Here is a 25,763-nt window from a genome sequence, read left to right on the forward strand (position 1 = left end):
CGGGCGCGCCCCCGCCGGCCCTCCGAGCGCGTGCGGCCGTCAGGCGTTGCGCAGGGCGGCGGCGGTGTGCAGGCCGAGCAGGTCCACGGCGCGTTCGCGCATCTCCACCTTGCGGATCTTGCCTGTCACCGTCATCGGGAACGACTCGACGACGTGCACGTAGCGGGGGATCTTGTAGCGCGCCAGCCTGCCCTGGCAGTACTCCCGCACCGCCTCGGCCGTCAGCCCCTGCGCGCCCTCGCGCATGACGACCCAGGCCATCAGCTCCTCCCCGTACTTCTCGTCCGGCACGCCGATGACCTGGACGTCCGAGATGTCGGGATGCCGGTAGAGGAACTCCTCGATCTCCCGCGGGTAGATGTTCTCCCCGCCCCTGATCACCATGTCCTTGATCCGGCCGACCACGTTGACGTAGCCGTCGTCGTCCATGACGGCGAGATCACCGGTGTGCATCCAGCGGGCGGCGTCGATGACCTCGGCGGTCTTGCCGGGCTCCTCCCAGTAGCCGAGCATGACGGAGTATCCGCGCGTGCACAGCTCGCCGGGCTCGCCACGCGGCACGATCAGCCCGGTCTCCGGATGCACGATCTTCACCTCGACGTGCGGCATCACCCGTCCGACCGTCTCGGTCCTGCGCGCCAGGTCGTCGTCGGCCCTCGTCATCGTGGACACGGGGGACGTCTCCGTCATCCCGTAGCAGATGGCGACCTCGCGCATGTTCATCTCGCCGACCACCCGCTTCATCACCTCGACCGGGCACGGCGACCCGGCCATGATGCCCGTCCGCAACGACGAGAGGTCGAACTTTCCGGACAGGGCAAGCTCGGCGATGAACATCGTCGGCACCCCGTACAGGGACGTGCACCTCTCGTCCTGGACGGCCCGCAGCGTCGCCTCCGGGTCGAAGCCGGGCGCCGGGATGACGATGCACGCGCCGTGCGAGGTCGCGCCGAGGTTGCCCATGACCATGCCGAAACAGTGGTAGAACGGCACCGGCAGGCAGACCCGGTCGGCCTCGGTGTAGTGCACCAGCTCCCCGACGAAGTAGCCGTTGTTCAGGATGTTGTGGTGCGACAGGGTGGCGCCCTTGGGGAACCCGGTGGTGCCCGAGGTGTACTGGATGTTGATCGGGTCGTCGAAGGCGAGCCGCGCCATCCGGTCACGCAGCTCCCCGGCGTCGGCCGTCTCGGCCAGCAGGGCGTCCCAGGACGGGTCGTCCAGGTAGACGACGTCGGTGAAGCCGATCTCCGCCACCATCGCGCGGTAGTCGGTGCCCCGATGGTCCAGAGCGCTGATCAGCAGCCGCATGCCCGACTGCTCGACCACGTACTCCAGCTCGTGCGACCGGTAGCTCGGGTTGACGTTGACCAGCACCGCGCCGATCTTCGCCGTGGCGTACTGCACCAGCACCCACTCGGCGCGGTTGGGCGCCCAGATGCCGACCCTGTCGCCCTGTTCGATCCCCCTGGCCAGCAGCGACAGCGCCAGCCGGTCGACGTCGGCGTTCAGCTCGCGGTAGGTCCACCTGCGTCCGGCCTGGACGTCCACCAGGGCCTCCCGGTCGCCGAAGCGGGCCACCGTCCGTTCCAGGTTCTCGCCGATGGTCTCGCCCAGGAGGGGCGTCGGTGCCGCTGAGCTGGCGTACGACTGCATGCCCACAGTCTGGGACGGAACGGCCGCGCGCGCCAGCCCGCAATCCCACGGCCCTCCACGAACCGCACCCCGGCACCTCGGCACCACGGCCCGTACAGGGGCTGAGGGCGGGAACTTCAGCGCAGGAAGCACGGGGCAGGGGCCCAGGGCAGAAAGCACGGCAGTGGCTCAGCGCAGGGACTCGGCGATGGCGCGGGCGGTGGCCTGCCAGATCGGCGTTCGCGGGTCGATCACCGCGAAATGGTCGCCCGGCAGCTCCAGGTAGGTCACGTCGTCGCCGCATCGCTCGGCGGCGGCGGCGTACCGCCGGGCGAAGTCCACGAGATCGAGGTCGTCGCCCGCCCCCTGCACCACCAGCCGGGGCACCCGCATCGGCAGCCTGAGCAGCGGGCTCGCCTGCGCGAGCTCAAGGCTGCCCTCCCCGGCACCGTCGCCTGGCGACGCCGGTTCGCCCTCCCCAGTACGCTCGCCCCGCGACGCCCGTTCCCCCTCCGCAGCACCGTCACTTCGCAACGCCGGTTCGCCCTCGCCGGCACGCTCGCGTTCCCCGTCGGCTCCCAGGGCGGCGGCCACGGCGCCGGAGCTGATCCACCGCCTGTCGCCCTCCACCAGGTCCAGGACCCCGGCCAGCGACACCGCCAGAGCCATCCGCGCGCCGTCGGCCGCGGCCCGCAACGCGAGCTGGCCGCCCGCCGAGTGCCCCGCGACCGCGACCCGGCCCAGGTCGAGGGGCGCGTCCACGCCGGAGAGCGCCGCCAGCCCGGCGGCCACGTCGGACGTCGTCGCCTTCCACCCGTGCAGGTCGGGCCGCCGGTACTCGAGGTTCCACGCGGCGAACCCGCGCCCGGCCAGGTCGTCGCAGAGCGCGTCCATGAGGTCGGCCCCCCAGATGGACCGCCAGTAGCCCCCGTGGATCAGCGCGACCACCGGATGCGGCCCAGCCGACTCCGGCAGGTGCAGCTCGGCCCACTGGTCGGCGTGCTCCCCGTACGGCACCCGCGGGCACGGACGGCGGGCGCGGCGCACGGCGTGCCTGATCCCCCACTCCAGCCCGGATACCCCGCGCCCGTGGATCCGCGCCACTCCCCGGGGCCCGGAGTCCCGCCGGGTGAGGTCGACCCACACCACGCCCTCGGACGGTTCCAGCATGAGCCTCCGCACCTCGGGGTCGGCTCCCAGCACCACCACGACCGCCTCGGACGCCCGCCCGGCGAGCGCCGCGCGCACCTCGTCCGCGCTGGTGGCGTGGCCGAGGGCGCCGCTGACGCCCAGGTCGGCGAACTCGCGTCCGGCGACCTCCCCGAGCAGGCCACGGTCGGCCACCACCCCCGGCCCGACGATCACCCGCACGTCCATGGCTCGACCCTAACCCGCCGCCCCGAGCCGGTCGGCGGGGCGGGAGAGCGGGGAGCGCTCTTCCGGCCGCGCCACCCACTGAACGGGCGCGGCGGGGACGCGCGTGCCGGTCGGCGCGGGCAAGGTGAGCAGCCCCCTTCCGGCCGCCGCCCGCTGAACGGGGAGCGCGCTTCCGGTCTTCGGGGCGTCGGCGGGCTGTGCGCCGAGTGCCGGAGAGGCAATAGCGTGGGCGGGTGCGTGTAGACCGGCTTCACCCGTGGCCCGCCGACATCGCGGAGGCGGAGGCGATCCAGGAGCGCCTCCGTGACCGCGTCGAGCTCACCGGGCCCACCGCGTTCACCACGGTGGCGGGCCTCGACGTGCACTACCACGGCGACGACGAGCTGTCGGCCGCCGTCGTGGTGCTCGACGGCGGCACGCTCGACGTGGTGGAGCAGGTGGTCGTGCACGGCAGGGCGGCCTTCCCCTACGTGCCGGGCCTGTTCGCGTTCCGCGAGCTGCCCGCCCTGGTGGAGGCGCTGGAACGGCTGACCGTCACTCCCGACCTGCTGGTCTGCGACGGGTACGGCCTGGCGCATCCGCGCGGCTTCGGCCTGGCCTGCCATCTCGGCGTGCTGACCGGGCTGCCCGCGCTGGGCGTGGGCAAGACGGCCTTCGTCGGGACGCATGAGGAGCCGTCCCCCGAGCGTGGCGCCTGGTCCCCGATCGTCCTCGACGGCGTCACCGTGGGCCGGGCGCTGCGGACGCGGCGCGGGGTCAAGCCGGTGTACGTCTCCCAGGGCCACCGCATCGCCCTCGGCACGGCCTGCGACCAGGTGCTGCGGCTCGCGCCGTCCGTCCGGCTGCCCGAGCCGATCCGCAGGGCCGACCATCTGGCCCGCCACGGCGCGTGACCGGGCGGGAGACCCGGCGACGGCCGCGATCCGGCGCGACCTGGCGGGACGGCTGGACTCCTGGTTCGCCCGCTACGCCGACCGGACGAGCCCTGCCCGTCTCGGGCTCCGGCCAGTCGGCGCCGCTCGGCCCCGGCGCCGGTCTCTCCGCGTTCGAGCCTGCCCCCTTCCCGACCGTCCCCCGCTACGGGGACGGCCTCTGACACGGGAGCCCCCTCGGCGGCCCCCTCTGCAGCCACGTGGGGCCGCCGAGGGTCAGCGGCGCCAGGCCCAGACCAGGAGCCAGACGCTCAGCCCGAAGAGCGACATCCCGAGCGGCACGTGCACCGACAGCACGCCGGAGCCGCCCATCGCGGACTGGACGAACCCGAGCAGCAGCGCCGCCAGGCTGACCAGCGCGGGCCACCCGGCGTCGCGTCCGGGCCGCCAGAGGAGGACGGCGACGACGAGCTGCGCCAGCCCGAGCGCGTGCACGGCGAACGCGCCCGTCCCGTGCAGCCCCGTGGACACCCCGCTCATGAGCTGCCCCGCCGTCACCGCCTGGACGAGCACCGACAGCGTGTTGAGCGTGGCGACGACCCTGAACGCGGTCAGGTACCCGCTCCGACTGGCAACCTGGGTAACCACTGGACTCTCCTTCGGTTCCGTGAGGCCCCCAGCATCGTGCGCCCGCGTCACGGCCACATCCGCCCGCCGTCGCGATCCCGGCTACACCGAGAGGGGTACGCCCGCCGCCCCCTGCGGGGTCAGGATCGCCTGGGCGTCGACGCCGCCGAACCAGAGCCCGATGACGAACGCCGCCGTGGCCTCCAGCAGCCGTGCCCGGCGCAGGCCGCCTCCGTCCACCGGCGTGCATCCCAGGTCCGTGACCAGGTGGCGAACCGCGGCGAGTGCCTCCTCGTCGTCCCCGCACAGGGGGACGGCCAGCGGCCTGCCGCCGAAGACGGGGGGCGTCATACGCCACACGTCCACGTGGCCGAGGTTGAAGGCCTTCACGACCCGCGCCCCCGTGATCTCCCGCACCATGTCGGCGATGGGACGCGCCGGGTCGTACGCGTCCGGGCCGGCGCCGTTGGCGACGTCGATCAGCGGCTTGTCCCGCAGCGCCGGGCCTGCCGCCTGGAGCACCTCGCGCAGCGCCTCCACCGGGAGGGCCGCCAGCACCACGTCCCCGAACTCGGCGGCCTGCGCCCACGTGCCGGTGCGGGCGGTCGTGAGCTTCGCCGCCAGAGCGGCTGCCTTGTCCGGGTTCCTTCCGCTGATCATGACCTCGTGCCCGGCCCTGGCCCACTGCGTGCCCAGCGCGTCGGCCATGCCGCCCGTTCCGAGAATGCCGATCCGCATTCCGTCCTCCATGTCGTTCCGAGGTTTACTGGTGGGACGAATGTAGAAATCCCGCCGGTTACCGATCGGTGCCTAACGGAGGTCCCCGTTGTTCCTCGCCGACTGCCAGGCCAGACTGGCCTTCGACCTGATCGCCAACACCTGGAACGCGGTCGTCCTCTGGTCGCTGCGCCACGGGCCCCGCCGGCCGGGTGAGCTGCGCGCGGAGATCGGCGGCATCAGCCCGAAGGTCCTCACCGAGACGCTGCGCCGCCTGGAGTTCAACGGCCTGGTGGAGCGGCACGCCTACGCCGAGGCCCCGCCGCGGGTGGAGTACACGCTGACGGACCTCGGCCGCACCCTCCTCACCCCGATCGGCGTGTTCGGCGAGTGGGCCTTCGACCACGCCGAGGAGGTCATGGCCGCCCAGGACCGCCGGCAGGAGCAGCCCTGACCCGCACGGCGCTCAGCCGAACAGCCGCTCCAGGACGACCGCCACCCCGTCCTCGTCGTTGGACAGGGTGTGGCGTTCGACGGCCGAGCGGACCAGGTGGTGGGCGTTGGCCATCGCGTACCCCGCTCCGGCGAAGGTCAGGACCGCGAGGTCGTTCGGCATGTCGCCGAAGGCCACCACCTCCGCCGCGGCCACGCCCCGCGCCTCGCAGTGCAGGGCGAGCGTGCCCGCCTTCGTCACGCCGGTCGCGCTGATCTCCAGCAGCCCGGGCACGCCCGAGTGGGTCACCTCGGCCTGCCCGTCCACCGCGGCGACGGCGGCGGCGAACATCTCGTCCACCGGGTGCGTCCGCGACCAGACGAGCAACTTGGCGACCGGCTCGTCCGCCTCGGAGACGGCGGGCACCTCCCGCCGGCAGGCCGCGTCGTTCGTGTGGGCCACCCCGTATCCCGGCTCGGCCAGCACCCCCCTGCCCGTCTCCGCCGCGAACGCGACGCCGGGCAGCGCTTCGGTCAGGATCTCCACCATCTCGCGCAACCCGCCGGGGTCCAGCGCGTGCGTCGCGACGATCTCCCTGGTGTCGAGGTCGTAGACGACCGCGCCGTTGCTGCAGATCGCCGTGCCGGTGACGCCGGCCTGCTCGGCGATCTGGTCGACGCCGCGCGGCGCCCTGGCGGTGACGAACACGATCTCGGCGCCGCTCTCACGGGCGAGCCGGAGCGCGCGGCGGGTGCGCGGGGAGACGGAGTGACGGGAGTCGAGGAGGGTGCCGTCCAGGTCGGTGGCCACGATGCGGGGAGGAGTCACCTGCCGATTATCCCGATCGTCATGATTCGGCGGGCTTCCCGGCGGGGGTCAGATGCGCATCTCCGACGGCAGCAGCTTCGCGGCGTGCGTCAGCTCCAGCCCCAGCAGCTCGCCCGACTCGGCGTAGTCGAGCACCACCCCTTCGACGACCGCCTGACGCACGGCCTCACCGGGGGCGATGTCGTGCTTCATGGCGATGTAGGCGACGTCGTGGTCCTCGTCCAGGCTCAGGTAGACCGTCTGCGGACGCCGCCCGTCCGGCTCGTGGTCCCAGCTCAGCAGGCCCGCCCTGGCCTCGTGCGAGCCGGCGAGCGCGGCACGCAACACCACCAGCACCAGCTCCATGGCCTGAAGCGAGTCGATCCCGGTGACCTTCCGCTCGTGCTCCCAGCCTTCGAGCCCGTCGATCCGGTAGGGCGCGGACCACTCCCCCGTCGGCTCCTCGTACGGCAGTCCGACCGTCACGGTCACCTCGCGCGGCGGCTCGGTGCGCAGCGCCAGCGTGCGCTGAGCGATCTCGTACATGTCTGCTCCTCTACCCCACCGGCCATCCCTGAAATACTGCGGGGGGCGCATAACCGCCTGGGCCGAAACCTTCCTGGCGGCTGCCGTCGCGGGCTAGTCTTCGAACGGTCGTGAGGGGGACCTGGTGTTGACATCCTCGCCCTCGTCAACGAGGGGGATTCTCACGGTCGCCCGTGAAGTTTCCTGCTTCACCGCCGATCGCCCGCCGAGGAGGTTGGTCTCCTGTTGAGGTCTTACATCAGCTCCACAGGCGTTTCACCTCTCCGCCAGCCCGGCGGCGAGGATGTTCTGGGCCGCGTTGACGTCCCGGTCGTGAGACGCGCCGCAGGCGCACTCCCACGATCGGACGTTCAGCGGCATGGACTGCTGGATGCTGCCGCATGCCGAGCACAGCTTGGAGGAGGGAAACCAGCGGTCCACGACCACCAGCTGCCGCCTGTACCAGGCTGCCTTGTACTCCAGCATGGAGCGCAGTTCCAGCCACGACGCATCGCAGATGGCACGGGCCAGGCGGTGGTTCTTGACCAGGTTGCGGACGGTCAGGCCTTCCACGGCGATCACTTGATTCTCGCGAACAAGCCGTGTGCTGACCTTGTGCAGATGATCACGCCTGCGGTCGACGATACGGGCGTACACCTTCGCCACGCGAACTCTGGCCTTGACCCGGTTCGCCGACCCCTTCTCCTTACGGGCCAGCGCTCGCTGGGCTCTGGCGAGCTTGCGCCGGTCGGCCCGCTCATGGCGGGGGTTGACGATCTTCTCCCCGGTCAACAGGGTCACCAGGGCGGTGATGCCCACGTCAACTCCCACCGCTGCCTCGGCCCGGTCGAGCGGGCGGATGGCGTCCTCGCACAGCAGGGACACGAACCACCGTCCGGCCGCGTCCCTGGACACAGTCACGGTGGACGGCCGCGCACCCTCGGGAAGAGGACGCGACCACACGACTGCCAGCGGCTCAGCCATCTTCGCCAGGGTGAGCCGCCCATCCCGGTACGTGAAGGCGGACCGTGTGTATTCGGCCGACATACGCGACTTCTTGCGGGACTTGAACCTCGGATACCTGGCCCGCCCAGCGAAGAAGTTGCCGAAGGCCGCCTGCAGGTGGCGCAGCGTCTGCTGCAGCGGCACCGAGGACACCTCGCACAGGAACCCCAGCCCTTCGGTGTGCTTCCATTCCGTGAGCGCCGCCGAGGACTCCGCGTAGGAGACACGGCGGCCTTCCAGTGTGTAGGCGCGGGTCCGCTCTTCAAGGGCCTTGTTGTAGACGAGGCGGACGCAGCCGAACGTCCGGGCAAGCTCTTCGGCCTGCTCGGAGGTCGGATAGAAGCGGTACTTGAACGCCCGCTTGACCAACTGCGCCACGCACGCAAGCTACTACGCTAAGTAAAGTTTCGTCCACAAGTTCGAACCAAAACATGCGGCACCGTGCCCCGTTTCCTCCCCCCCGCCTGAAGGCACGGGTCTCCACGCTCAAGGAGTTTTGATGAGTGAGCCATTCGGGGCACGGCTGCGTGCCAGGCTCGACAAGTGCGGCCCGCTGTGCGTGGGCATCGATCCGAGCCCGGCGCTGCTCAACGCGTGGGGCCTCGACGACTCCCCTGCCGGGCTCGAGCGGTTCAGCCGCACGGTGGCCGACGCGGTGAGCGACGTGGCCGCGGTCGTGAAGCCGCAGTCGGCGTTCTTCGAGCGGTGGGGCAGCCGCGGCATCGCCGTCCTGGAAGGCGTGATCGCCGACCTCCGCGACGCGGGCACCCTGGTGCTCCTCGACGTGAAACGCGGCGACATCGGCAGCACGATGGCCGCCTACGCGGAGGCGTACCTCGACCACGGCAGCCCGCTGGCGGCCGACGCGGTGACGCTCAGCCCGTACCTGGGGTTCGGCTCGCTGGAGGGCGCGATCGCGTCGGCGGTCGCCAACGACGCGGGCGTGTTCGTGCTGGCCCGCACGTCCAACCCGGAGGCGGCCGAGCTGCAGGCGGCGGTCGCCGGTCAGGTGCTCGCGGGCGCCGCGGCCGCGAACGCGGGCAGGTCGCCGTTCGGCCCCGTCGGCGTGGTGGTCGGCGCCACGCTGCCCGCGCTCGACCACCCGCTCGACGAACTGAACGGCCCCATCCTCGCTCCGGGCCTGGGCGCGCAGGGGGCCTCCCCGGCCGACCTGGCGCGCCTGTTCGCCCCGGTGCGGCACGCGGTGATCCCCTCGGTCTCCCGGGACGTGCTGACCGACCCGGCCCGGGTCCGCACCAGGACCCTGCAGTACCGCGACGCCTGCGCGAGCGAGCTAGCCGTCTGACGCGGCCAGGGCCCGGTTGACCGCCGCCATGACGGCCCGCACCGACGCCGTCAGCACGGACGTGTCGCGCCCCGCCGCCCAGCAGGTGGCCCGGCCGACCCCGCACTCCACGTAGGCGACGGCCTGGCTGTCGGGCCCCGGAGCGGTGGCGTGCTGGGCGTAGTGCAGGATGTCCGCGGCGATCCCGGCGCCGGCCAGCGCCTCGGTGAGCGCCGACAGAGGCCCGTTGCCGGTGCCGCGCAGCTCGCCACCGTCCACGTGCGGGGTTCCCTGGACGGTGGCGGTGAACTCGTGCCTGCCGGGAGCGGTCTCGGACGTGGTCCAGCCGGCCAGGGTCAGCGGCCCGTGCTCACCGGGCGCCACGTAGGTGGCGTCGAAGAGCTCCAGCAGCTGGTCCGGGGTGATCTCCTCGCCGCTGCCGTCGGTGGCCCGCTGCACGACGGACGCGAAGTCGATCCGCATCCGGCGCGGCAGGTCCAGCCCGTGCCGCGACTGCAGCAGGTAGCCGATCCCGCCCTTGCCCGACTGGCTGTTCACCCTGATGACGGCCTCGTAGTCGCGCCCGACGTCCGCCGGGTCGATCGGCAGGTACGGCACCGCCCACGGCGCCCGCTCCGCCGGGACGCCCAGGTCGGCCGCCCGCTTGGCGTGGTGGGCCAGGCCCTTGCTGATGGCGTCCTGGTGGGTGCCGGAGAACGCGGTGTAGACGAGGTCCCCCGCGTACGGGTGGCGGTCGTGGACGGGGAGCCGGTTGCAGTGCTCGACCGTCCGCCGGATCTCGTCGATGTCGGAGAAGTCCACCATCGGGTCGACGCCCTGCGCGTGCAGGTTGAGCGCGAGCGTGACCAGGTCGACGTTGCCGGTGCGCTCGCCGTTGCCGAACAGGCAGCCCTCCACCCGCTGCGCCCCGGCCAGCAGCGCCAGCTCCGCGCACGCCACCCCGGTGCCGCGGTCGTTGTGCGGGTGCACCGACAGGATGACCGAGTCGCGGCGGGCGAGGTTTCGGTGCATGTACTCGATCTGGTCGGCGTAGATGTTCGGGGTGCCGATCTCGACCGTGGCCGGCAGGTTGTGGACCACCGGGCGGTCGGGGGCGGCGTCCCAGAGCGCGGTCAGCTCGTCGCACACCTCCAGGACGTAGTCGGGCTCGGTCAGGTTGAACACCTCGGGCGAGAACTGGTAGCGCACCGGCGGCCCCGGCCGGGCGTCGGCCAGCCTGGCGATGTGCTCGGCGGCGCGGCGGATGAGCGCGCGCAGCTCGTCCCTGCCGTGGCCGAGCACGACGTCCCGCCAGGTGGGGGCGGTCGCGGTGTAGAGGTGGACGACGACGCGCGGCAGCCCCTCGACGGAGGCGAACGTCCGCTCGATCAGGTCGGTTCTGGCGGCGGTGAACACCACCACCGTGACGTCCTCGGGCACCACGCCGGGCTCGGCCAGGTGCCTGACGAAGTCGAAGTCGGTCTGGCTGGCCGACGGGTAGCCGACCTCGATCTCCTTGAAGCCCACGGTCACGAGCAGGTCGAACAGGCGGCGCTTGCGGGCCGGGTCCATCGGCTCGGCCAGCGCCTGGTTGCCGTCGCGCAGGTCGACCGGCACCCACAGCGGCGCCCGATCGATCCGCCTGGACGGCCAGCCGCGCCCGGTCAGCGGCACCTCGACGCGCTCGTGGGCGGGCCGGTAGCGGTGGTACGGCATGGGGCTGGAGCGCTGCGGGTTCCAGCGCGGCGCGTCGGCGGGCACGGGCCCCTGGGGAGTCTGCATGAAAAGGTCCTTCTCTGTGGTCGTACGGGTCGACCGGCAGCACGAGCCCGCCGCGGCGGGGTGCCGGTCCGGTCAGGCCCCGCCGCGGCGGCCGAGAAGGAGACCGCGGGACGTCATGGCGGCTAGACTAACCACACCACAGGTCCTCAGACAACCTGAGAGGTTCACATGCCGCTCGGCACCCTCCGTCCCAGCCCGCTCGTCGAACAGGCCACCGACCACCTGCGCGAGCAGATCACCGGCGGGCACTGGCCGGTCGGCACGAAGCTTCCCGGGGAGAACGCGCTGGCCAAGACGCTCGGGGTGGGCCGCTCGACGGTCCGCGAGGCGTTGCGGGCGCTGGCCGGCGCCGGGCTGGTGCAGGCCCGCCAGGGGTCGGGGGTGTTCGTGGTGGCGACCGTCCCCGCCGAGGACTGGCCCGCGCGGCTGCGCCGGGCGGCGATCACGGACGTCTACGAGGTCCGCCTGATCGTCGAGACCCAGGCGGCCAGACTGGCGGCCGCCCGCCGCACCGACGAGGACGTCACAGCCTTGGAATCCGCCCTGCGCGCCCGCCGGGACGCGGCGGCCGGAGACGCGGCCGGTTCGGGCGGCGAAACGGGCGGTTCGGGCGGTTCGGGCGGCGACAAGGCGGACGGCGCCGCCGGCAACGCGGCCTTCGTCGACGCCGACATCGCGCTGCACGCGGCGGTCGTCGCCGCCGCCCGCAACCCCGTCCTGTCGGACCTGTTCGCCGAGTTCGCCCCCGTCCTCCGCGAACACCTCATCGACCTGGTCGACCTCCTCGGCCTGCGGGCGCACGACCCCAACCCGGGCGACGAGGCGCACGCCGACCTGGTGGCGGCCGTCGCGCGCGGCGACGCGGACGCGGCGGGCGACATCCTCCACGCCGAACTGGCGCAGACCCTCGCCCACCTGCAACGCGCCTGACCCGGGCCAGGGGAAGCGGAATTGTCAGTCTTATCCGCACCTGGCCTTGTTACCGTACGAACGGTGAGCTCCCCCACTCCCCGGCCCACCGCGCGCGTCATCCTGGCCACGCCCGACGACCGGATCCTGCTGTTCCGCTTCTCGCCACCGGACCCGTGGCCGCAGACGCCCGCGTGGCACCTGCCCGGCGGCGCGGTCCAGCCGGGCGAGAGCCTCGCCGAGGCCGCCGCGCGGGAGGCCCGCGAGGAGACGGGCCACGCGGTGACCACGGCGGACCTCGGCGACGCGGTCGCGGTCAACGAGGGCGAGTGGTCGATCGAAGGCCACCGCTACTACACGGTTCACACGTACTTCTTCGCCCGCGTTCCGAGCCCGTCCCTCGATATCTCCGCCATGGAACCGGAGGAGTCGGACAGCTGGCTCGGCTACTGGTGGTGGTCCGTGGCCGAGCTGATGGCGACGACCGAACGGGTCTTCCCGCCCGGCCTGGCCACGGTCCTGCCCGGTGTCCTGTCAGGAGCCCGGCCGGGCGCCCCCGTCAGGCTCGCCTGGACGCACGTCCAGCCCTGAGCGAAACGCCCCCGGCCACCGCGAGACGTCCTGCCACGGCGGCCGGGGGGCGCGTCAGGCGAGGACGTCCTCGATCTCCGCACGGGTGGGCATCGACGTGCTCGCGCCCTCCCGCTGCACCGACAGGGCGGCGGCGGCCGAGGCGAAGCGGAGGCACTCCGCCGGAGCCCGGCCCTCCGCGCGGGCCACGGCGAACGCGCCCACGAACGTGTCTCCGGCCGCCGTGGTGTCGACCGCCGTCACCCGCACGGCCGGCTCGCGCAGCCGCTCGCCCGAGCGGGACGCGTAGAGCGCGCCCTCCGAACCCAGTGTGATCAGCACCTCCGGCACCCGCTTGAGCAGCGCGTCGGCCGCCGCGTCCGGGTCGGTGACGCCGGTGATGGCGGCGGCCTCGTGCTCGTTCGGGACGAGCACCGTGACCGCGTCGAGCAGCTCGTCCGGGAGCGGCTGCGCGGGCGCCGGCGTGAGGATGACCGGAACGTCCGAGGCCCGCCCCGCCCGGGCGGCGGCGACGACCGCCTCCATGGGCAGTTCGAGCTGGAGCAGCAGCGCCTGGGACGCGGCGATCACCGCGCGGTCCTCGTCGGTGAGCCCGGTGACGGTGCCGTTCGCGCCGGGGACCACGATGATCGAGTTGCCGCCCGCGTCGTCGACCACGATGTGCGCGATGCCGCTGGGGCCGGGCACCCGACGCAGCCGCTCGACGTCCACGCCCGCCTCGGCCAGGGTGGCGCGCATCTCCGTGCCGAACCCGTCGTCGCCCACCGCGCCCAGGAAGCTGACGTGCGTGCCCGCCCGGGCGGCGGCGATCGCCTGGTTCGCCCCCTTCCCGCCGGGCACGGTGCGGAACTCCCGCCCCGTGACGGTCTCTCCCCGCTTGGGGGCCTGCGATACGTACGCGACGAGATCCATGTTCGCGCTGCCGAAGACCGAGATCATGCCCCCATCATCTCCTGAGTGCGTCGGGCCAGCTCAGCCAGCCCTATGCCGTCGAAGCCGGTCAGGCTGCTGGCCAGGCTGTCGCGCATCCGCCACTGGTCGGGGACCCCGCCGTTGAGCGCGCCCGCGATCGACCCGGCGGTGGCCCCGGCCGAGTCGGTGTCCCAGCCTCCGGCGACCGCTCCGGCGATGGACGCGGTGAAGTCGCCGCGCCCGTGCACGAGCGTGGCCGCGACCAGCGCGGCGTTGTTGACGGTGTGCACCCAGTGCAGGTCGCCGTGGCGCTGGTGGAGCAGGTCGATCACCCGCTCGAAGTCCGGCTCGCGGGACGCGTCCTCGACCGCCTGGCGCACGGCCCGGTGCAGCCGGGAGCGCGGCGGCACCACCGACAGCCCCGCCTCGACCACCTCCTCCACCGAGCCGGCGACCAGCGAGGACGCGCACATGGCGGCGACGAACATGGCCCCGTAGACGCCGTTCGCGGTGTGCGTGAGCCGGGCGTCGCGCCAGGCGAACTCGGCCGCGGTGGCCGGGTCGCCCGGGTTGACCCAGCCGTACACGTCCGTCCTGATCAGCGCGCCGATCCACTCGCGGAACGGGTTGCGGTGGGTGGCCGTCTCCGGCGGCTCGACGCCGTTGAGCAGGTTGCGGTACGCCACCCGCTCAGCGGTGAACGTGCGCCCGGCGGGCAGCTCGTCCAGCCAGAGTTTCGCCACGTCGTCGGTGGTGAAGCCGCGGCCGTGCCGCTCCAGCACCGACAGGGCGAGCAGCGGGTAGTTCAGGTCGTCGTCCTCGGGGACGCCGTCGATGTTCTCGGCGAGGGAGTTGACGGCGCTGCGCCGGTTCCACGGCCACCGCTCGGCGATGTCGCCGGGGAGTCCTTCGGCGGTGAACCAGCCGCGGATGGGCCAGTTGCCGGTGGCTTCGGCGATCTGGCGGATGCCCTCGCGCGGGATCTTCTCCACCGGCTTGCCCAGCACGCACCCGGCGGCCCGGCCCAGCCAGGCGCCGAGCACCCGCGCCGGATCCACCGGGGACGCGCCGCGCCCCTTGTCCGGCCAGTCCGGGCAGGCGTCGACGACGGCCGCCAGTTCGGACGGCTCGTCCAGCGGCGACGGGATGGCGGCCAGCTCGTCGAGCAGCTGCTCGGCCAGGGGCCGCAGCTTCAGCGCGCCGGGCTCCGAGGCTCCGGCGCGCGGGGGCGCGTCGTGCCCTCCTGCCGCGTGCCACCGGTCAGCGATCTCGCGGACGTCCCTGCCGTCCTCGGCGGCCTGGCGCAGCTCGTGCCCCACCAGGTCCTCCGGCTGCACCCAGGTGAGCCTGATCATCCGCAGCCCGCCGTTCGGCGCGCGGACGGCGGGGTCATCGGGCCTCGCCCGTGGTGAGGTCGGCGAAGGCGGCCTCGTGGGCGCGGCGGCGGGCCAGGTCGTCGGCGTGGACGCGGCGCGCCACCCCGGCGATCGCGCGGCCCGGCGCCACCAGGTCGGTGCGGCTGGCGGTGCCGACCTGCTCCACCCAGTCCGACGGGACCGCGGCGAGTCCGCCGAGCGCGCCCGCGATGGCGCCGCCCATGGACGCGATCGAGTCGGCGTCGCGGCCGTAGTTGACGCCGCCGAGCACGGTCTCGCGGTAGTCGCCCTTGGCCACGACCAGGAAGGCGAGCGCCAGCGGCAGTTCCTCGATGCTGTGCACGCGGCTCGGCCGCCGCGCTCCGAGGCCCTGGTCGCGGTAGGTGTCGGCGACCGTGTCGAACGGGCGCATGGCGGCGCGCAGCGCCTCGAAGGAGCCGTCCCAGTGGCCGAAGCCGCGGGCCGTCTCGCAGACGGCCTCGATGGCGGCCCTGGTGCCGTCCTTGGCGAGCCTGAGGCAGGTCGCCACCACCGAGTCGGCCGTCGCGCCGGGACGCATGGCCTCGGCGACGGCCGCGGCCATCACTCCGGCGGCCTCGCGGCCGTAGCTCGACTGGTGGGCGCCGGTCAGGTCGATGGCCTCGGCGTAGGCGGCGTCGGGGTCGGCGGCGTTGACGATGCCGACAGGCGCGACGTACATGGCCGCGCCGCAGTTCACGATGTTTCCGACGCCGGCCTCGCGCGGGTCCACGTGGCCGTAGTGCAGCCTGGCCACGATCCACTTCTCGGCCAGGAAGATCCGCTGCAACGGCAGCGCGTCGGCCTCCAGCTCGGGGATCCAGCGCCGCTCGCCCATCAGCTCCGGCACCAGGTGCTCGGCCATCGCGTACGCGCCGAGGTGCCCGCCGACCTTCTCGTAGACGCGGATCAGCGCGTGCGTCATGAGGGTGTCGTCGGTGATGTTGCCGTCGCCCTTGTGGTAGGGGGCGATGGGCCGGGCGTTGCGCCAGTCCTCGTTGAACGGCGGCACGACGCCCTCGACCTGCCCGCCGTAGCGTTGCGTGATCTGTTCGGGGGTCCAGCCCTCGGTGGCGCCGCCCAGCGCGTCACCGACCGCCGCCCCCGCCACGCAGCCAGTCGCCCTGTCCTCAAGCGGCGTCATACGAGTTCCTCCAAGAGTTCGATGAGATCCTTGCCTGCCAGTTCCGGCAGGCAGCAACCGGCGAGCGTGCGGGAGGCCGCGATCCACCCCTGCGGGATCGCGGCGTACCCGCTGCACGCCCCGGTCAGCGCCCCGGTGAGCGCGGGCGCGGAGTCGGCCAGCGTGGACAGGCACGCGGCGGCGGGCACGGCCTCGCCGAGCGCGCCGCCCGACACCTCGGCCAGCGCCAGCGCCACCGGCACCGTCTGGGCCGCGCCGACTCCGTAGCTGTAGACGTGGTCGATCAGCGCCGCGTCGAGCGCGGGCACGGCGGCGAACGCGCCGCCCGCCGTCCGGGCGACGTCCAGCGCCAGGCGCGCGTTGTGCCCGATGGCGGTGTCCTCGGGCAGGACGGCCAGGGCCGCGGCGACCGCCCCTGCCGCCGAGCCGGTGGAGACGGCCTCCGACACGGCCGCGGCCATCGCCTGCGCGCCGAGCAGGCCGTCGCCCGCGTTCGTCACCCGCGCGTCCTCGGACGGGTCCCTGCCGAGCACCCCGAACGCCACGGCCCTGACGGCGGCGGCGTCGTCGAAGTGGTGCGGGTTGTCGTGGCCGCTAGCAGGTGGTTCGACGCCCTTGGCCAGGTTGTCCAGCGCGCTGGCGACGGAGATGCGGGCCCTGACGTCCGAGCGCCCGGCGAGCCGCCTGAACGCCTCGGCGCGGGGCAGGTCGATGGTGAGCGCCGTCCAGGCCAGCCACTCGGCGTCGTCGGACGGGCCGACGGCCAGCGGCGCGGTCGGCTGGTTGAGCGCGAACGGCACCGGCAGCGTGGTGACCGCGTGCTCCTCGGCGAAGGCGTCGAGCTCGCGGTACAGGCGCCTGCTCCAGGGCGCGTGCAGGGCCGATCGGTGCCTGGCCGCGGGCCAGCCCGCGGCGTCTCCCAGGGCGAGCCCGGCGAAGGCTCCCCTGGTTCTGTCCCCCGACATGTTCTCTAGAGTCCTTCCGCGAGCTCGTCAGCGAGCTCATCAGCGACGTCCAGCACGTGTCTGCCCGCCACCACGGGCAGGCATTTGCCGGTCGCCGGGCCTATCCGGGCGGCCCAGCGTTCGGGCGTGCCGCGCTCGCCCTGACCGGCTCCGGCGATCGCGCCGGCGATGGCTCCGATGGTGTCGGCGTCGCGGCCGAGGCTCACGCCGAAGGTCACGCTCGTCTCGACGTCGCCCTCGCCGGCCAGGTACGCGGCCATCGCCAGCGCCACGGCCTCCGGGGCCACGTCGGTCCACGGGTAGTGCTTGACGACCACGGCCTCGTGCAGGGCCTCGACGGTTTCGTCGACTGGGCCGTCGCCCGGGGCCGCGGCGAGAGCGTCTCGGGCGCGCACGATGGTGCGGGACGTCCACGAGTCCTCGGGGATCACCGACAGGGCGGCCGACACCACGTCCTGCGGGGAGGCGCCGGTCATGGCGGCCGCCACCGCGCCCGCCACCGCGCGCCCGCCCAGGATGCCCTCGCCCGACTGGCTCACGCGGCCGTCCTGCTCCACCAGGCGGGCCGCCTCGGCCGGGTCGCCCGGGCAGAAGACGCCGTACGGCGCGGCGCGCATCGCCAGGCCGTCGGACCAGCCGTGCAGGTGCACCCGGCCGGTGAGCGGGGGTTCCAGGCCGCGGCGCAGGGCCTCGACGGTGCCGAGCTCCGAGAAGCCCGCCCCCTTCATCGGCCCTGCCACCAGCGGGATGATCTCGGACCGGTAGGCCGCGGCCACGTCCTCCGAGGTGAGGTCGTGGCCGTGCCTGACCAGCAGGGACGAGGCGAAGATGGCGTACTCGGTGTCGTCGGTGCCGCCGCCCTCGATCTCCGTCAGCCGTCCCCACCGCCGCCGGATCTCCGACGGGGTGAGGTTCTCGGCGGGCGCCCCGAGGGCGTCGCCGGCCGCGAGGCCGAGCAGACACCCCCGGGCCCGGTCGCGGTACGTCACTTCTGGTACCGCTCCAGCACCTTGTTGCCGTCCTCGACGAGCTTCTTGGCCGCCTCGTCGATGGTGATCTTGTTGGCGTAGTACTCCTGCAGCACCGGCGTCGCCACCTTGCTCTTCCACTCGTCGAAGCCGTTCACCTTGAGGAACGGCGCGACGACGAGGTTCTTGCCCGAGGCGGTGGCGACGTCCCAGCCGTTCTCCTTGGCCGTCATCGACGGGTCGGAGGCGGCCTTGACCGACGTCGGCAGCAGCCAGTCGCCCTTGGCGAGCTTGGCCTGGTTCGCGCCGTTCAGGAAGAAGGACATGAACTTCAGCGCCTCGTCCGGGTGCTTGCTGTCAGCGGCGACCGACAGGGTCTGCGAGACCGCGCCCTGGTCGGAGGACGTGCCCTTGAGCGGCGGCAGCGTCACCCAGTCGAAGCCCTTCGGGGCCTGCTCGACGACCTGCTGGCGCAGGTAGACGCCCACCGGCAGCATCGCGTACTTGCCCGCGAAGAAGCCGGGCAGCGGGTCGGCGGTGCCCATGCCGAGCGCCGAGGTGTCGGCCGACTTGTCCTTGTAGAGCTGGTCGTGGATGCGCTGCAGGACCTCCTTCTCCTCCGGGCCGACCTTGACCGTGGTCTTGCCGCCGGAGGTCTGGAAGAAGGTGCCGCCGAAGTTGAGCGCCAGGTTCAGCGTCTTGTTGACCGGCGACTTCATCGGCCAGGCCACGCCGAACTGGCCGCTCTTGGTCAGCTTCTTGCTGATCTCGGCGAACTCGTCCCACGTCCACGGGTTGTCGGGGGTGGGGACGCGCACCTTGGCGGCGTCGAGCAGCTTCTTGTTGGCGATGACGACCGTCGACTCCTGCAGGAACGGCACGCCGTAGACGCCCTGGTTGCCCTTGCCGTCGTCGAAGGTGACGGTGTCCCAGGCGGCCTGCGGGATGTCGCTCTTCAGCTCGGCCGGCACCTTGTCCTTCAGGTCCAGCAGGTAGCCCTTGGAGGCGAAGCCGGACAGCGCCGGGGAGTCGTCGTGGATGACGTCGGGCGCGTCGCCGCCCTCGAAGGAGGTGACGAGCTGGTCGTTGACGTTGTCCCAGCTGCCCTGGACGTAGGTGACCTGGATCTTCGGGTTGGCCTTGTTCCACTCCTCGACGAGCTGCTTGTTGGCCGCCACCGACTCCTTCTGCCAGGCCAGGCTGAGGAAGTTGAGCTTGACCGGCTCGTTGGAGTCGCCGGAGGAACCGCTGTCCCCGCCGCTCCCGCCGCACCCGGCGGCCAGGGCGACGATCGCCGCCGCCGCCACTGCGGATCTGATACGCATTAGAGCCTCCTAGCCCTTCACAGCGCCAGCCATCAGGCCGGACCTCAGCCGTCGCTGGATGATTGCGAAAAAGATCAGACTCGGGATCGTCGCCATGAGCGACGCCGCGGCCAGCGGGCCGAGCCTGGCCACTCCCTCGGGGCCGGTGAACCGCACCAGCGTCAGAGGGAGTGTCATCACATCGGGGTCCTTGAGGACCACGAGCGCGAACAGGAACTCGTTCCATGACGAGATGAACGAGAACAGCAGGGTCGCCACCACGCCGGGAGCCAGCAGCGGCGCGACCACGCTGACGATCGAGCGGATGCGGCCCGCGCCGTCGACGGACGCGGCCTCCTCCAGCTCGCGCGGCACCGAGCGCACGTACCCCTGGAGCATCCACAGGGCGAACGGCAGCGTGAACGTCACGTGCACGACGATCAGGCCGGGCAGCGTGTTCACCAGGTCCATCTTCCGCAGCACCATGAAGAGCGGGATGATGATCAGGATGAACGGGAAGATCTGGCTGACCAGCACCCACCCGATCGCGACCCGGCTGAGCACGCCCTTGTAGCGCGCCAGCGCGTACGAGGCGGGCAGCGAGATGGCCACGGTCAGCAGCGAGCTGCACACGGCCACGATCAGGCTGCGCAGCCCGGCTCCGACCAGGTCCTGTTCGCCGAACGCGTCGGCGAAGTTGGCCAGCGTCGGATGCTCGGGAATCCAGCTGGGGTGCAGGCCGGCCATCTCCTGCGGCGTCTTGAGCGCCGTCGACAGCAGCCAGACCAGCGGGAAGGCCAGGAAGACGATGTAGGCGCAGAGCGCGACGAACTGCAGGGTCTTTCTCATGACGCCTCCCTCATCTGCCGCCACAGGTAGACGCCGAGCAGGGCGAGCACGACGATCGCGATGCTGACGCCGATCGTGGCCGCGTAGCCGAAGAAGCCGTACCTGAACGCCTCCTCGTAGGCGAACAGCATCGGCAGCCGGGTCCGCCCGCCGGGGCCGCCCTGGGTGAGCACGTAGACCAGGCTGAACTGGTTGACGTTCCACACGAAGTCGAGCGAGGTGATCGTGACGATGATCGGGCGCAGCTGCGGCAGCGTGATGTTCCAGAACCGGCGCCAGGTGCCCGCGCCGTCGACCGCGACCGCCTCGTAGAGCTCCGTGGGGATGCCCTGGAGCCCGGCCAGCAGCACGACCGTCGTCTGCGGCATGCCGCTCCAGATGCCCATCACGATCACGGCGGGCAGCGCCCAGGAGAAGTCGGCCAGCCAGTTGATGTCGGTGCCGAGCGTGCTGTTCACGATGCCGGCGTCCGGGTGGTAGACGAGCCGCCACATCAGGCCGATGACCACCGGGGGCATCGCCCACGGCACCACCGCGAGCACCCTGGCCAGGCCCCTGAACCAGAGCTTCTCGTTGAGCAGCAGCGCCAGCCCGAGCGAGGCGAGGAACTGCAGCACCGTCACCGAGATCGACCAGATCAGGCCGATCTGCATCGACGACCAGAACTCGCCGTCGGCCAGCAGCTCGCCGAAGTTCTGCAGCCCGGCGAAACTGATCTCGGTGTTCCTGCCCGCCCTGGCGTCGGTGAACGCCAGCCCGATGCCGTACAGCAGCGGGCCCACGCTGAACAGCAGCACCGGCACCAGCGCGGGCAGCATCAGCACCCACATCTCGCGGGTCTGCCGCGAGAGCCCGCCGCGCCGCGTGCGCGGCGCGGGCCGGGACGGCCTGGTCGCGGTCGCGGTCATGAACCGCTTCCCCCCTTCGCTTTCGTGGACGCCCGGCGCGCCGGCCGCCCAGTGCCGTCTCCCGGCGCACCGGCCGCCTGCTCACCCACCTGCTCACCCACCGTGGACGCCCGCACCACCAGCCGCGGCGGCACGGTTACCAGGCGGGGCTCGCGGTCGCCGTGCTGCAACCGGTCGAGCAGCAGCTCGGCGGCGGCCTTGCCGCGCTCGGCGGAGCCGAGGGAGACGCTGCTGAGCGACGGCCAGGAGGCGGCGGCGAGGTCGGTGTCGTCCATGCCGACCACGGCCACGTCCTCGGGCACCCGCTTGCCGGCCGCCCGCAGGACGTCCAGGGCGCCGAGCGCGATCAGGTCGTTCGCGCACATCAGCGCGTCCACGTCGGACACCCTGGCGAGCAGGTCCGCCACCGCGCGGGCCCCTTCGGCCCGGTAGAAGTCGCCGATCTGCACCAGGTTCTCGTCGTAGGGCAGGCCGAGCGCCAGCAGCGCGTCCCGGTAGGCGCCGCTGCGCGCCGCGCCGGGGACGGTGTCGAGCGGGCCGTTGACCAGCGCGATCCGGCGCCGCCCGAGGGCGTGCAGGTGGTCGAGCGCCAGCCTGACGCCGGTGTGCGAGTCGGCGCGGACGTTGTCGACGGGCGTGCCCTCGGGCACCGACCCGATGATCACCACGGGCGCCCTGGCGGCGGACAGCATCTGCAGGTGCTCGTCGGTGACCCGCAGCGGGCTCATGATCAGCCCGTCGACGTAGCGCTCGCCGAGGCTGTGCAGCACGTCGATCTCGTCGGCGGCGACGGCGTCCGTGGAGTGCAGGACGAGCCGGTACCCAGCGGCCTTCAGCACGGGCTGGATCTCCCGCAGCATGGCCAGGTAGGCGGGGTTGCCCACGTCGGCCATGGCGAAGGCGACCTGGTGGGTGCGGCGCGACTTGAGCGATCTCGCGACGGCGTTGCGCACGTAGCCGAGCTCGTCGGCGGCGGCCATGACCTTGCGGACGGTCTCCTGCCGGGTCGGCAGGCCGTTGAGCACCCGCGAGACCGAGGCGATCGAGACGCCCGCACGCTCGGCGATCGTAGTGATCGTGGGTCCTTCGGCCAAGGCTGTCCTTCCGTGAAGTAAACGTTTCCAGATCATCTTCTGTAAACGTTTACGATGTGCCGCACATGAAACATGGATGTAACCAGCAGGTCAAGTAACGATCGAATAACCCCAGGTCAACCCCACGAACGCGCAAAGCGGCAGCCGTCCGGGGCCTGGATGGCTGCCGCTTCACGGGGGGAAGGCGTCAGGACTCGACGGGCTCGCGGGGAGCGCGGGAGAGGCCGTCAGGACTCGACGGGCACGCGGTCGGCCCGCGGGAGGGCCCGGATGGCGGGGGCGCCCGAGAGGGCGACGACCGCGGCCAGCACGCCCGGGATGATCAGCGCCACCGGCAGCGACGACGCCTCCGCGATGTACCCGAGCACGGCGGGCCCCACCAGCATGCCGCTGTAGCCGAACGCGGTGACCAGCGACAGCGCGCGGCCGACCGGCCCGCCCGCCGCGCCGACGGCGCTGAAGATGACCGGCACGACCGTGGCCAGCCCGACGCCCGCCAGCGCCCAGCCGGTCCACGCGCAGACCACCCTGAGCGCCTCGCCCGTCAGGGGCGCGCCGAGCACCAGGACGTACCCGCAGGTGGCGAGGGCGCCCGCGAGCTGGATCGTGCGGACCGAGCCCAGGCGGGCGCGGATGGGGTCGCCGAGCAGGCGGACGGTGGTCATCGCCACGGCGAAGATCGTGTACGCGAGCGGCGCGGCGGCCGGGTCCGTGTCGAGGATCCAGCGGGCGTGCAGCGCGGCCCAGTCGATGGCGGCGCCCTCGCTGAGGTGCCCCGCGAAGGCGGCCACGCCGAGCAACGCGATCAGGCCCCAGCGCAGCGGGCTGCTCTGCGCGCCCTCGGCGCCCCCGCCCTGGGCGGCGTGCGCGGGCGGGTCGGGCAGCAGCATCCTGGCCGCCGGCACGTACAGGAACGGCACCACGACGGCGGCCACCACGAGCAGCGTCTGGGCGTCCAGCCCGGCCCTGAGCACGGCCGCGGTCAGCGCTCCGCCCGCCGCGCCGCCCAGGCTCCACGCGCCGTGGAAGGCCGAGATGATCGGACGCCCGTAGCGGCGTTCGACCTCCACCGAGTGGGCGTTCATCGCGACCTCCGTCACCCCCAGCCCCATGCCGAAGACGACCGCCAGGACGACCAGCGCCAGGTAGGAGGGGGCCAGGGCCGGACCGAGCAGGACGAGCGCCGAGACCGGCCCGCCCACCCAGCAGACCGCCCTGCTGGACCACCTGTCGACCAGCGGCCCGGCCACCAGCATCGACACCAGCGCGCCACCGGAGATCAGCAGCATGACGCTGCCCAGCTTGGCCGGGCCGAGGTCGAGCCGGTCGTTCAGCGACGGCAGCCCCGCCGCCCACAGGCCCATCACGAATCCGCTCAACACGAAGAACCCGAAGACTCCGACCCTGGCCCGTCTGGCGATCACGTCACTTTTGTTCACGGCAAGAGCATAATAAGCGGGTGAAGGTTCCCACAATGGCGAAGACCGGCGCCACGACCAGCGTGGAGCTGCGCGCGCACAACCGGGTCCGGCTGCTGCGCGCCGTGCACGACTGCGGCGCCTCCCGCACCCGCTCGCAGCTCACCCGCGACCTGGAGCTGGCCAGGGGCACCGCGTCGGTGCTGGTCCACGAGCTGGTCGCGGACCGGCTGCTGCACGAGGAGCCCGCGCAGGAGCACGGCAGGGGGCGTCCGACCCAGGTGCCGGGACCGCACCGCGAGGGGCCGCTCGCGCTGGCCGTGGACGTGCGCGAGGACGCCTGGGAGGTCGCCGCTTGCGAGCTGGGCGGCCACGTCACGGTGCTGAAGGTGCGCCGCCACGACGGCACGCCCGAGGGCGCCCTCGTGCCGCTCGGCAAGGAGCTCCGCGCCCACCTCGGGCGGCTTGGCGACCGGGTGGTCGGCGTCGGCGTCGCGGTCGCCGGCCCGGTGCGCGGGCACGGCCTGGTGGACGTGGCGCACCTGCGCTGGCACGCGGTGGACGTCCCCGGCCTGCTCGTCTCCGGCGCGCAGCAGGCCGACCCGGCGCTGGCCGGCGCCCGCGTGGGCAACGACACGGCGTTCGCCGCGCTGGCCGAGGCCCGGCGGGGGCGGCTGCGCGGGGTCGGCGTCGGGCTGCACCTGCACGTGGACTTCGACCTCGGGGGCGTGCTGGTCGTGGACGGGCGGCCCCTGGCCGGAGCCGGCGGGATCGGCGCGGAGTTCGGGCACATGCCGCTCACCGGCGGCACCGCGCCCTGCATGTGCGGGGCCGTCGGCTGCTGGGGCATGGACGTCGGCACCAACGCGCTGCTACGCCACCTGGGCCTGGCGTTCGGCGGCGGGCAGGGGCGGGAGCAGGCCGAACTCCTGGTGGCGGGGGCGGCGGCGGGCGACGCGGCGGCCCTGGAGGCGCTGACGTCCAGCGCGCGGTCGCTGGGACGGGGAGTGGCGGCGCTGGTGAACGCGCACGACCCGGAGGCCGTGACGCTGTCGGGCCTGGCCGTGGACCTGTACGAGCACGCCCTGCCGGCGATCACCGGCGGGTTCGGGCCCGGCCTGATGGCGATCCGCCGCGAGCGCCCGCCGCGTCTGGAGGCCTCCGCCCTCGGCTGGCGCGGGCCGCTCATCGGCGCGATGGAGTCCGTCTTCGACGAGTTCCTGACGCCGGAGGGCGTCGAGTCCTGGCGACGCACCCGCCAGGGGGCGTGACCAGGGGGTCCGCTGAGGCTGCGACACTCCCGAGTGGACAAATGTGACGGATAACACGCGGACAGGCATGAATCACCCAGCGGAGGCACGCACCCCGCCCACGCGGGACCCCGTCTGACGATCTTCGGACGCGGTCCGCCGGGACGAGCGTGCCCCCCTCCAGGCCGGGACGGAACCGGGGCTTCCCGGCCCCTCGCCGGCCACCCGCGACACCGCCCTGGAGCAGGCGCGGAGCCGGGAACAGCGATCTTCGTCGGCACCGGCCGCGCCGCCCACGACCTGCGGCTTCTCCAGCGTGTGAGCGCCGGGCCGGAGCCGGTGCCCGGCGCCGCGGACGCCTGCGCCGGCCCGGCTTCGCCGGCCGCTACCGACAGCGAGCTCCGCGTCCCCGACGAGGGCCGTTTCTGGGGTATCGGAGGTGGATTCCCGCCCCGAAAGGGCTACGGTGGGTGAACGCGTGGTCGGCGGCATGGGGGTCAGCGGAGACACGGTCGCGCAGGACAGTGCGTGTGCGGAAGGGGCCGCGTCGGTGTGGCGGGCACCTTGAGCGGTCGCTTTCCGCTACACGAACCGCTGGTATCCGCCATGATTAGCCACTGCACTACGGGTAACACATTCCCGATCGTTAACTCCCCGAGGAGAGAACAGAGATGGCACTTCCCACTCTCACCCCCGAGCAGCGTCAGGCGGCTCTGGCCAAGGCCGCAGAGGCTCGTGCGGCCCGCACCGCCCTGCTCGCCAAGGTCAAGGCGGGCGAGCTGTCGTTCGCGCAGCTCCTGGAGCGCGACGACGACATCGCCAAGAAGATCAAGGTGTCGCAGGCCCTCCGCGCGGTCAAGGGCGTCGGCCCGGCCAAGGCCACCGCGCTCATGGAGGAGGCCGGCGTCGACGAGAAGCGCCGCCTCGGCGGCCTGGGCGCCCAGCAGCGCAAGAAGCTGGTCGACGCGCTCGGCTAGCCCCGGCGCGGCCAGGTC

The 25,763-nt window shown here is 72.8% G+C and carries 24 protein-coding genes and 1 pseudogene; 7 read left to right on the plus strand and 18 right to left on the minus strand.

What is annotated here, in order from left to right; all coding sequences use genetic code 11:
* Positions 1–39: 39 nt before the first annotated feature.
* Both ABT294_RS35460 and ABT294_RS35465 read right to left on the minus strand, forming a co-directional pair.
* The gene (locus ABT294_RS35460) at positions 40–1,653 is read right to left on the minus strand and encodes an AMP-binding protein (protein ID WP_350810696.1); all 1,614 of its coding nucleotides are present in this window, start codon (positions 1,651–1,653) and stop codon (positions 40–42) included.
* Positions 1,654–1,821: 168 nt separating this feature from the next.
* Positions 1,822–3,009 carry an alpha/beta hydrolase fold domain-containing protein gene (locus ABT294_RS35465; protein WP_350810697.1) on the minus strand — a complete coding sequence of 396 codons (1,188 nt, stop codon included), beginning with the start codon at positions 3,007–3,009 and terminating at the stop codon, positions 1,822–1,824.
* A 233-nt stretch (positions 3,010–3,242) separates the two neighbouring features.
* Between ABT294_RS35465 and ABT294_RS35470 the strand changes: the two genes are divergently transcribed.
* Complete coding sequence (locus ABT294_RS35470) at positions 3,243–3,902, plus strand: endonuclease V (RefSeq protein WP_350810698.1); 660 nt, start codon at positions 3,243–3,245, stop codon at positions 3,900–3,902.
* A 255-nt stretch (positions 3,903–4,157) separates the two neighbouring features.
* Here the strand turns inward: ABT294_RS35470 and ABT294_RS35475 are convergent, their stop codons facing one another.
* Positions 4,158–4,529 (minus strand): hypothetical protein, encoded by a 372-nt coding sequence (locus ABT294_RS35475; protein WP_350810699.1) that lies wholly within the window; start codon positions 4,527–4,529, stop codon positions 4,158–4,160.
* An 81-nt stretch (positions 4,530–4,610) separates the two neighbouring features.
* Positions 4,611–5,246 carry an NADPH-dependent F420 reductase gene (locus ABT294_RS35480; RefSeq protein ID WP_350810700.1) on the minus strand — a complete coding sequence of 212 codons (636 nt, stop codon included), beginning with the start codon at positions 5,244–5,246 and terminating at the stop codon, positions 4,611–4,613.
* Between the two features lie 88 nt (positions 5,247–5,334).
* Here ABT294_RS35480 and ABT294_RS35485 point away from each other — a divergent pair, with 88 nt between their 5' ends.
* Positions 5,335–5,679 carry a winged helix-turn-helix transcriptional regulator gene (locus ABT294_RS35485; protein WP_350810701.1) on the plus strand — a complete coding sequence of 115 codons (345 nt, stop codon included), beginning with the start codon at positions 5,335–5,337 and terminating at the stop codon, positions 5,677–5,679.
* A gap of 12 nt (positions 5,680–5,691) precedes the next feature.
* On the opposite strand, the gene ABT294_RS35490 is transcribed toward ABT294_RS35485, so the two are convergent.
* The 3 genes and pseudogenes from ABT294_RS35490 to ABT294_RS35500 form a co-directional block, all read right to left on the minus strand.
* Complete coding sequence (locus ABT294_RS35490) at positions 5,692–6,486, minus strand: Cof-type HAD-IIB family hydrolase (RefSeq protein WP_350810702.1); 795 nt, start codon at positions 6,484–6,486, stop codon at positions 5,692–5,694.
* Positions 6,487–6,534: 48 nt separating this feature from the next.
* Positions 6,535–7,011 carry a DUF2283 domain-containing protein gene (locus ABT294_RS35495; protein WP_350810703.1) on the minus strand — a complete coding sequence of 159 codons (477 nt, stop codon included), beginning with the start codon at positions 7,009–7,011 and terminating at the stop codon, positions 6,535–6,537.
* Positions 7,012–7,104: 93 nt separating this feature from the next.
* A pseudogene (locus tag ABT294_RS35500) lies at positions 7,105–8,373 on the minus strand (RNA-guided endonuclease InsQ/TnpB family protein).
* A 121-nt stretch (positions 8,374–8,494) separates the two neighbouring features.
* Here ABT294_RS35500 and pyrF point away from each other — a divergent pair.
* Positions 8,495–9,301 carry an orotidine-5'-phosphate decarboxylase gene (gene pyrF, locus ABT294_RS35505; RefSeq protein WP_350810704.1) on the plus strand — a complete coding sequence of 269 codons (807 nt, stop codon included), beginning with the start codon at positions 8,495–8,497 and terminating at the stop codon, positions 9,299–9,301.
* On the opposite strand, the gene leuA is transcribed toward pyrF, so the two are convergent.
* Positions 9,290–11,062 (minus strand): 2-isopropylmalate synthase, encoded by a 1,773-nt coding sequence (leuA, locus tag ABT294_RS35510; protein WP_350810705.1) that lies wholly within the window; start codon positions 11,060–11,062, stop codon positions 9,290–9,292. The two genes, pyrF and leuA, sit on opposite strands and share 12 nt — an antisense overlap.
* A 168-nt stretch (positions 11,063–11,230) precedes the next feature.
* On the opposite strand from leuA, the gene ABT294_RS35515 reads away from it, so the two are divergent.
* The gene (locus tag ABT294_RS35515) at positions 11,231–11,992 is read left to right on the plus strand and encodes a FadR/GntR family transcriptional regulator (RefSeq protein ID WP_350810706.1); all 762 of its coding nucleotides are present in this window, start codon (positions 11,231–11,233) and stop codon (positions 11,990–11,992) included.
* A 63-nt stretch (positions 11,993–12,055) separates the two neighbouring features.
* Positions 12,056–12,562: an NUDIX domain-containing protein gene (locus ABT294_RS35520; RefSeq protein ID WP_350810707.1), complete on the plus strand. Its 507-nt coding sequence runs from the start codon at positions 12,056–12,058 to the stop codon at positions 12,560–12,562.
* 54 nt (positions 12,563–12,616) lie between these two features.
* Here ABT294_RS35520 and rbsK read toward each other — a convergent pair whose 3' ends face one another.
* From rbsK to ABT294_RS35570, 10 genes are all read right to left on the minus strand, one after another.
* Positions 12,617–13,501 (minus strand): ribokinase, encoded by an 885-nt coding sequence (rbsK, locus tag ABT294_RS35525; RefSeq protein WP_350810708.1) that lies wholly within the window; start codon positions 13,499–13,501, stop codon positions 12,617–12,619.
* A complete protein-coding gene (locus ABT294_RS35530) occupies positions 13,498–14,829 on the minus strand; it encodes an ADP-ribosylglycohydrolase family protein (protein ID WP_350810709.1) in 1,332 nt (443 codons plus the stop codon). The genes rbsK and ABT294_RS35530 overlap by 4 nt, the downstream gene beginning before the upstream one ends.
* A gap of 34 nt (positions 14,830–14,863) precedes the next feature.
* A complete protein-coding gene (locus ABT294_RS35535) occupies positions 14,864–16,012 on the minus strand; it encodes an ADP-ribosylglycohydrolase family protein (RefSeq protein ID WP_350810710.1) in 1,149 nt (382 codons plus the stop codon).
* Positions 16,009–16,977, minus strand: a complete 969-nt coding sequence (locus tag ABT294_RS35540; protein WP_350810711.1) for an ADP-ribosylglycohydrolase family protein — start codon at positions 16,975–16,977, stop codon at positions 16,009–16,011. Before ABT294_RS35540 ends, ABT294_RS35535 begins: the two co-directional genes overlap by 4 nt.
* 5 nt (positions 16,978–16,982) lie before the next feature.
* The gene (locus ABT294_RS35545; RefSeq protein WP_350810712.1) at positions 16,983–17,966 is read right to left on the minus strand and encodes an ADP-ribosylglycohydrolase family protein; all 984 of its coding nucleotides are present in this window, start codon (positions 17,964–17,966) and stop codon (positions 16,983–16,985) included.
* The gene (locus tag ABT294_RS35550) at positions 17,963–19,270 is read right to left on the minus strand and encodes an ABC transporter substrate-binding protein (protein ID WP_350810713.1); all 1,308 of its coding nucleotides are present in this window, start codon (positions 19,268–19,270) and stop codon (positions 17,963–17,965) included. The genes ABT294_RS35545 and ABT294_RS35550 overlap by 4 nt, the downstream gene beginning before the upstream one ends.
* 9 nt (positions 19,271–19,279) lie before the next feature.
* On the minus strand, positions 19,280–20,098 hold the full coding sequence (locus ABT294_RS35555; RefSeq protein ID WP_350810714.1) for a carbohydrate ABC transporter permease: 819 nt from the start codon (positions 20,096–20,098) through the stop codon (positions 19,280–19,282).
* A complete protein-coding gene (locus tag ABT294_RS35560; protein ID WP_350810715.1) occupies positions 20,095–21,006 on the minus strand; it encodes a carbohydrate ABC transporter permease in 912 nt (303 codons plus the stop codon). The genes ABT294_RS35555 and ABT294_RS35560 overlap by 4 nt, the downstream gene beginning before the upstream one ends.
* Positions 21,003–22,100, minus strand: coding sequence for a LacI family DNA-binding transcriptional regulator (locus tag ABT294_RS35565; RefSeq protein WP_350810716.1), 1,098 nt, complete (start codon positions 22,098–22,100; stop codon positions 21,003–21,005). The genes ABT294_RS35560 and ABT294_RS35565 overlap by 4 nt, the downstream gene beginning before the upstream one ends.
* A gap of 227 nt (positions 22,101–22,327) precedes the next feature.
* Positions 22,328–23,539, minus strand: a complete 1,212-nt coding sequence (locus tag ABT294_RS35570) for an MFS transporter (RefSeq protein WP_350810717.1) — start codon at positions 23,537–23,539, stop codon at positions 22,328–22,330.
* 20 nt (positions 23,540–23,559) lie between these two features.
* Between ABT294_RS35570 and ABT294_RS35575 the strand changes: the two genes are divergently transcribed.
* Both ABT294_RS35575 and mihF read left to right on the plus strand, forming a co-directional pair.
* The gene (locus tag ABT294_RS35575) at positions 23,560–24,789 is read left to right on the plus strand and encodes an ROK family protein (protein WP_350810718.1); all 1,230 of its coding nucleotides are present in this window, start codon (positions 23,560–23,562) and stop codon (positions 24,787–24,789) included.
* A 650-nt stretch (positions 24,790–25,439) separates the two neighbouring features.
* Positions 25,440–25,745: an integration host factor, actinobacterial type gene (mihF, locus tag ABT294_RS35580; protein WP_350810719.1), complete on the plus strand. Its 306-nt coding sequence runs from the start codon at positions 25,440–25,442 to the stop codon at positions 25,743–25,745.
* The last annotated feature ends 18 nt before the right edge of the window (positions 25,746–25,763 follow it).

It is taken from the genome of Nonomuraea sp. NPDC000554 (assembly GCF_040300065.1).
Lineage (GTDB): Bacteria > Actinomycetota > Actinomycetes > Streptosporangiales > Streptosporangiaceae > Nonomuraea.

Bases quoted from the DNA above. Each gene is read 5' to 3' on its own strand.
- ABT294_RS35460 (WP_350810696.1), bottom strand. From the start codon at position 1,653: ATGCAGTCGTACGCCAGCTCAGCGGCACCGACGCCCCTCCTGGGCGAG.
- ABT294_RS35465 (WP_350810697.1), bottom strand. From the start codon at position 3,009: ATGGACGTGCGGGTGATCGTCGGGCCGGGGGTGGTGGCCGACCGTGGC.
- ABT294_RS35480 (WP_350810700.1), bottom strand. From the start codon at position 5,246: ATGCGGATCGGCATTCTCGGAACGGGCGGCATGGCCGACGCGCTGGGC.
- ABT294_RS35495 (WP_350810703.1), bottom strand. From the start codon at position 7,011: ATGTACGAGATCGCTCAGCGCACGCTGGCGCTGCGCACCGAGCCGCCG.
- pyrF (WP_350810704.1), top strand. From the start codon at position 8,495: ATGAGTGAGCCATTCGGGGCACGGCTGCGTGCCAGGCTCGACAAGTGC.
- leuA (WP_350810705.1), bottom strand. From the start codon at position 11,062: ATGCAGACTCCCCAGGGGCCCGTGCCCGCCGACGCGCCGCGCTGGAAC.
- ABT294_RS35515 (WP_350810706.1), top strand. From the start codon at position 11,231: ATGCCGCTCGGCACCCTCCGTCCCAGCCCGCTCGTCGAACAGGCCACC.
- rbsK (WP_350810708.1), bottom strand. From the start codon at position 13,501: ATGATCTCGGTCTTCGGCAGCGCGAACATGGATCTCGTCGCGTACGTA.
- ABT294_RS35530 (WP_350810709.1), bottom strand. From the start codon at position 14,829: ATGATCAGGCTCACCTGGGTGCAGCCGGAGGACCTGGTGGGGCACGAG.
- ABT294_RS35535 (WP_350810710.1), bottom strand. From the start codon at position 16,012: ATGACGCCGCTTGAGGACAGGGCGACTGGCTGCGTGGCGGGGGCGGCG.
- ABT294_RS35540 (WP_350810711.1), bottom strand. From the start codon at position 16,977: ATGTCGGGGGACAGAACCAGGGGAGCCTTCGCCGGGCTCGCCCTGGGA.
- ABT294_RS35550 (WP_350810713.1), bottom strand. From the start codon at position 19,270: ATGCGTATCAGATCCGCAGTGGCGGCGGCGGCGATCGTCGCCCTGGCC.
- ABT294_RS35555 (WP_350810714.1), bottom strand. From the start codon at position 20,098: ATGAGAAAGACCCTGCAGTTCGTCGCGCTCTGCGCCTACATCGTCTTC.
- ABT294_RS35560 (WP_350810715.1), bottom strand. From the start codon at position 21,006: ATGACCGCGACCGCGACCAGGCCGTCCCGGCCCGCGCCGCGCACGCGG.
- mihF (WP_350810719.1), top strand. From the start codon at position 25,440: ATGGCACTTCCCACTCTCACCCCCGAGCAGCGTCAGGCGGCTCTGGCC.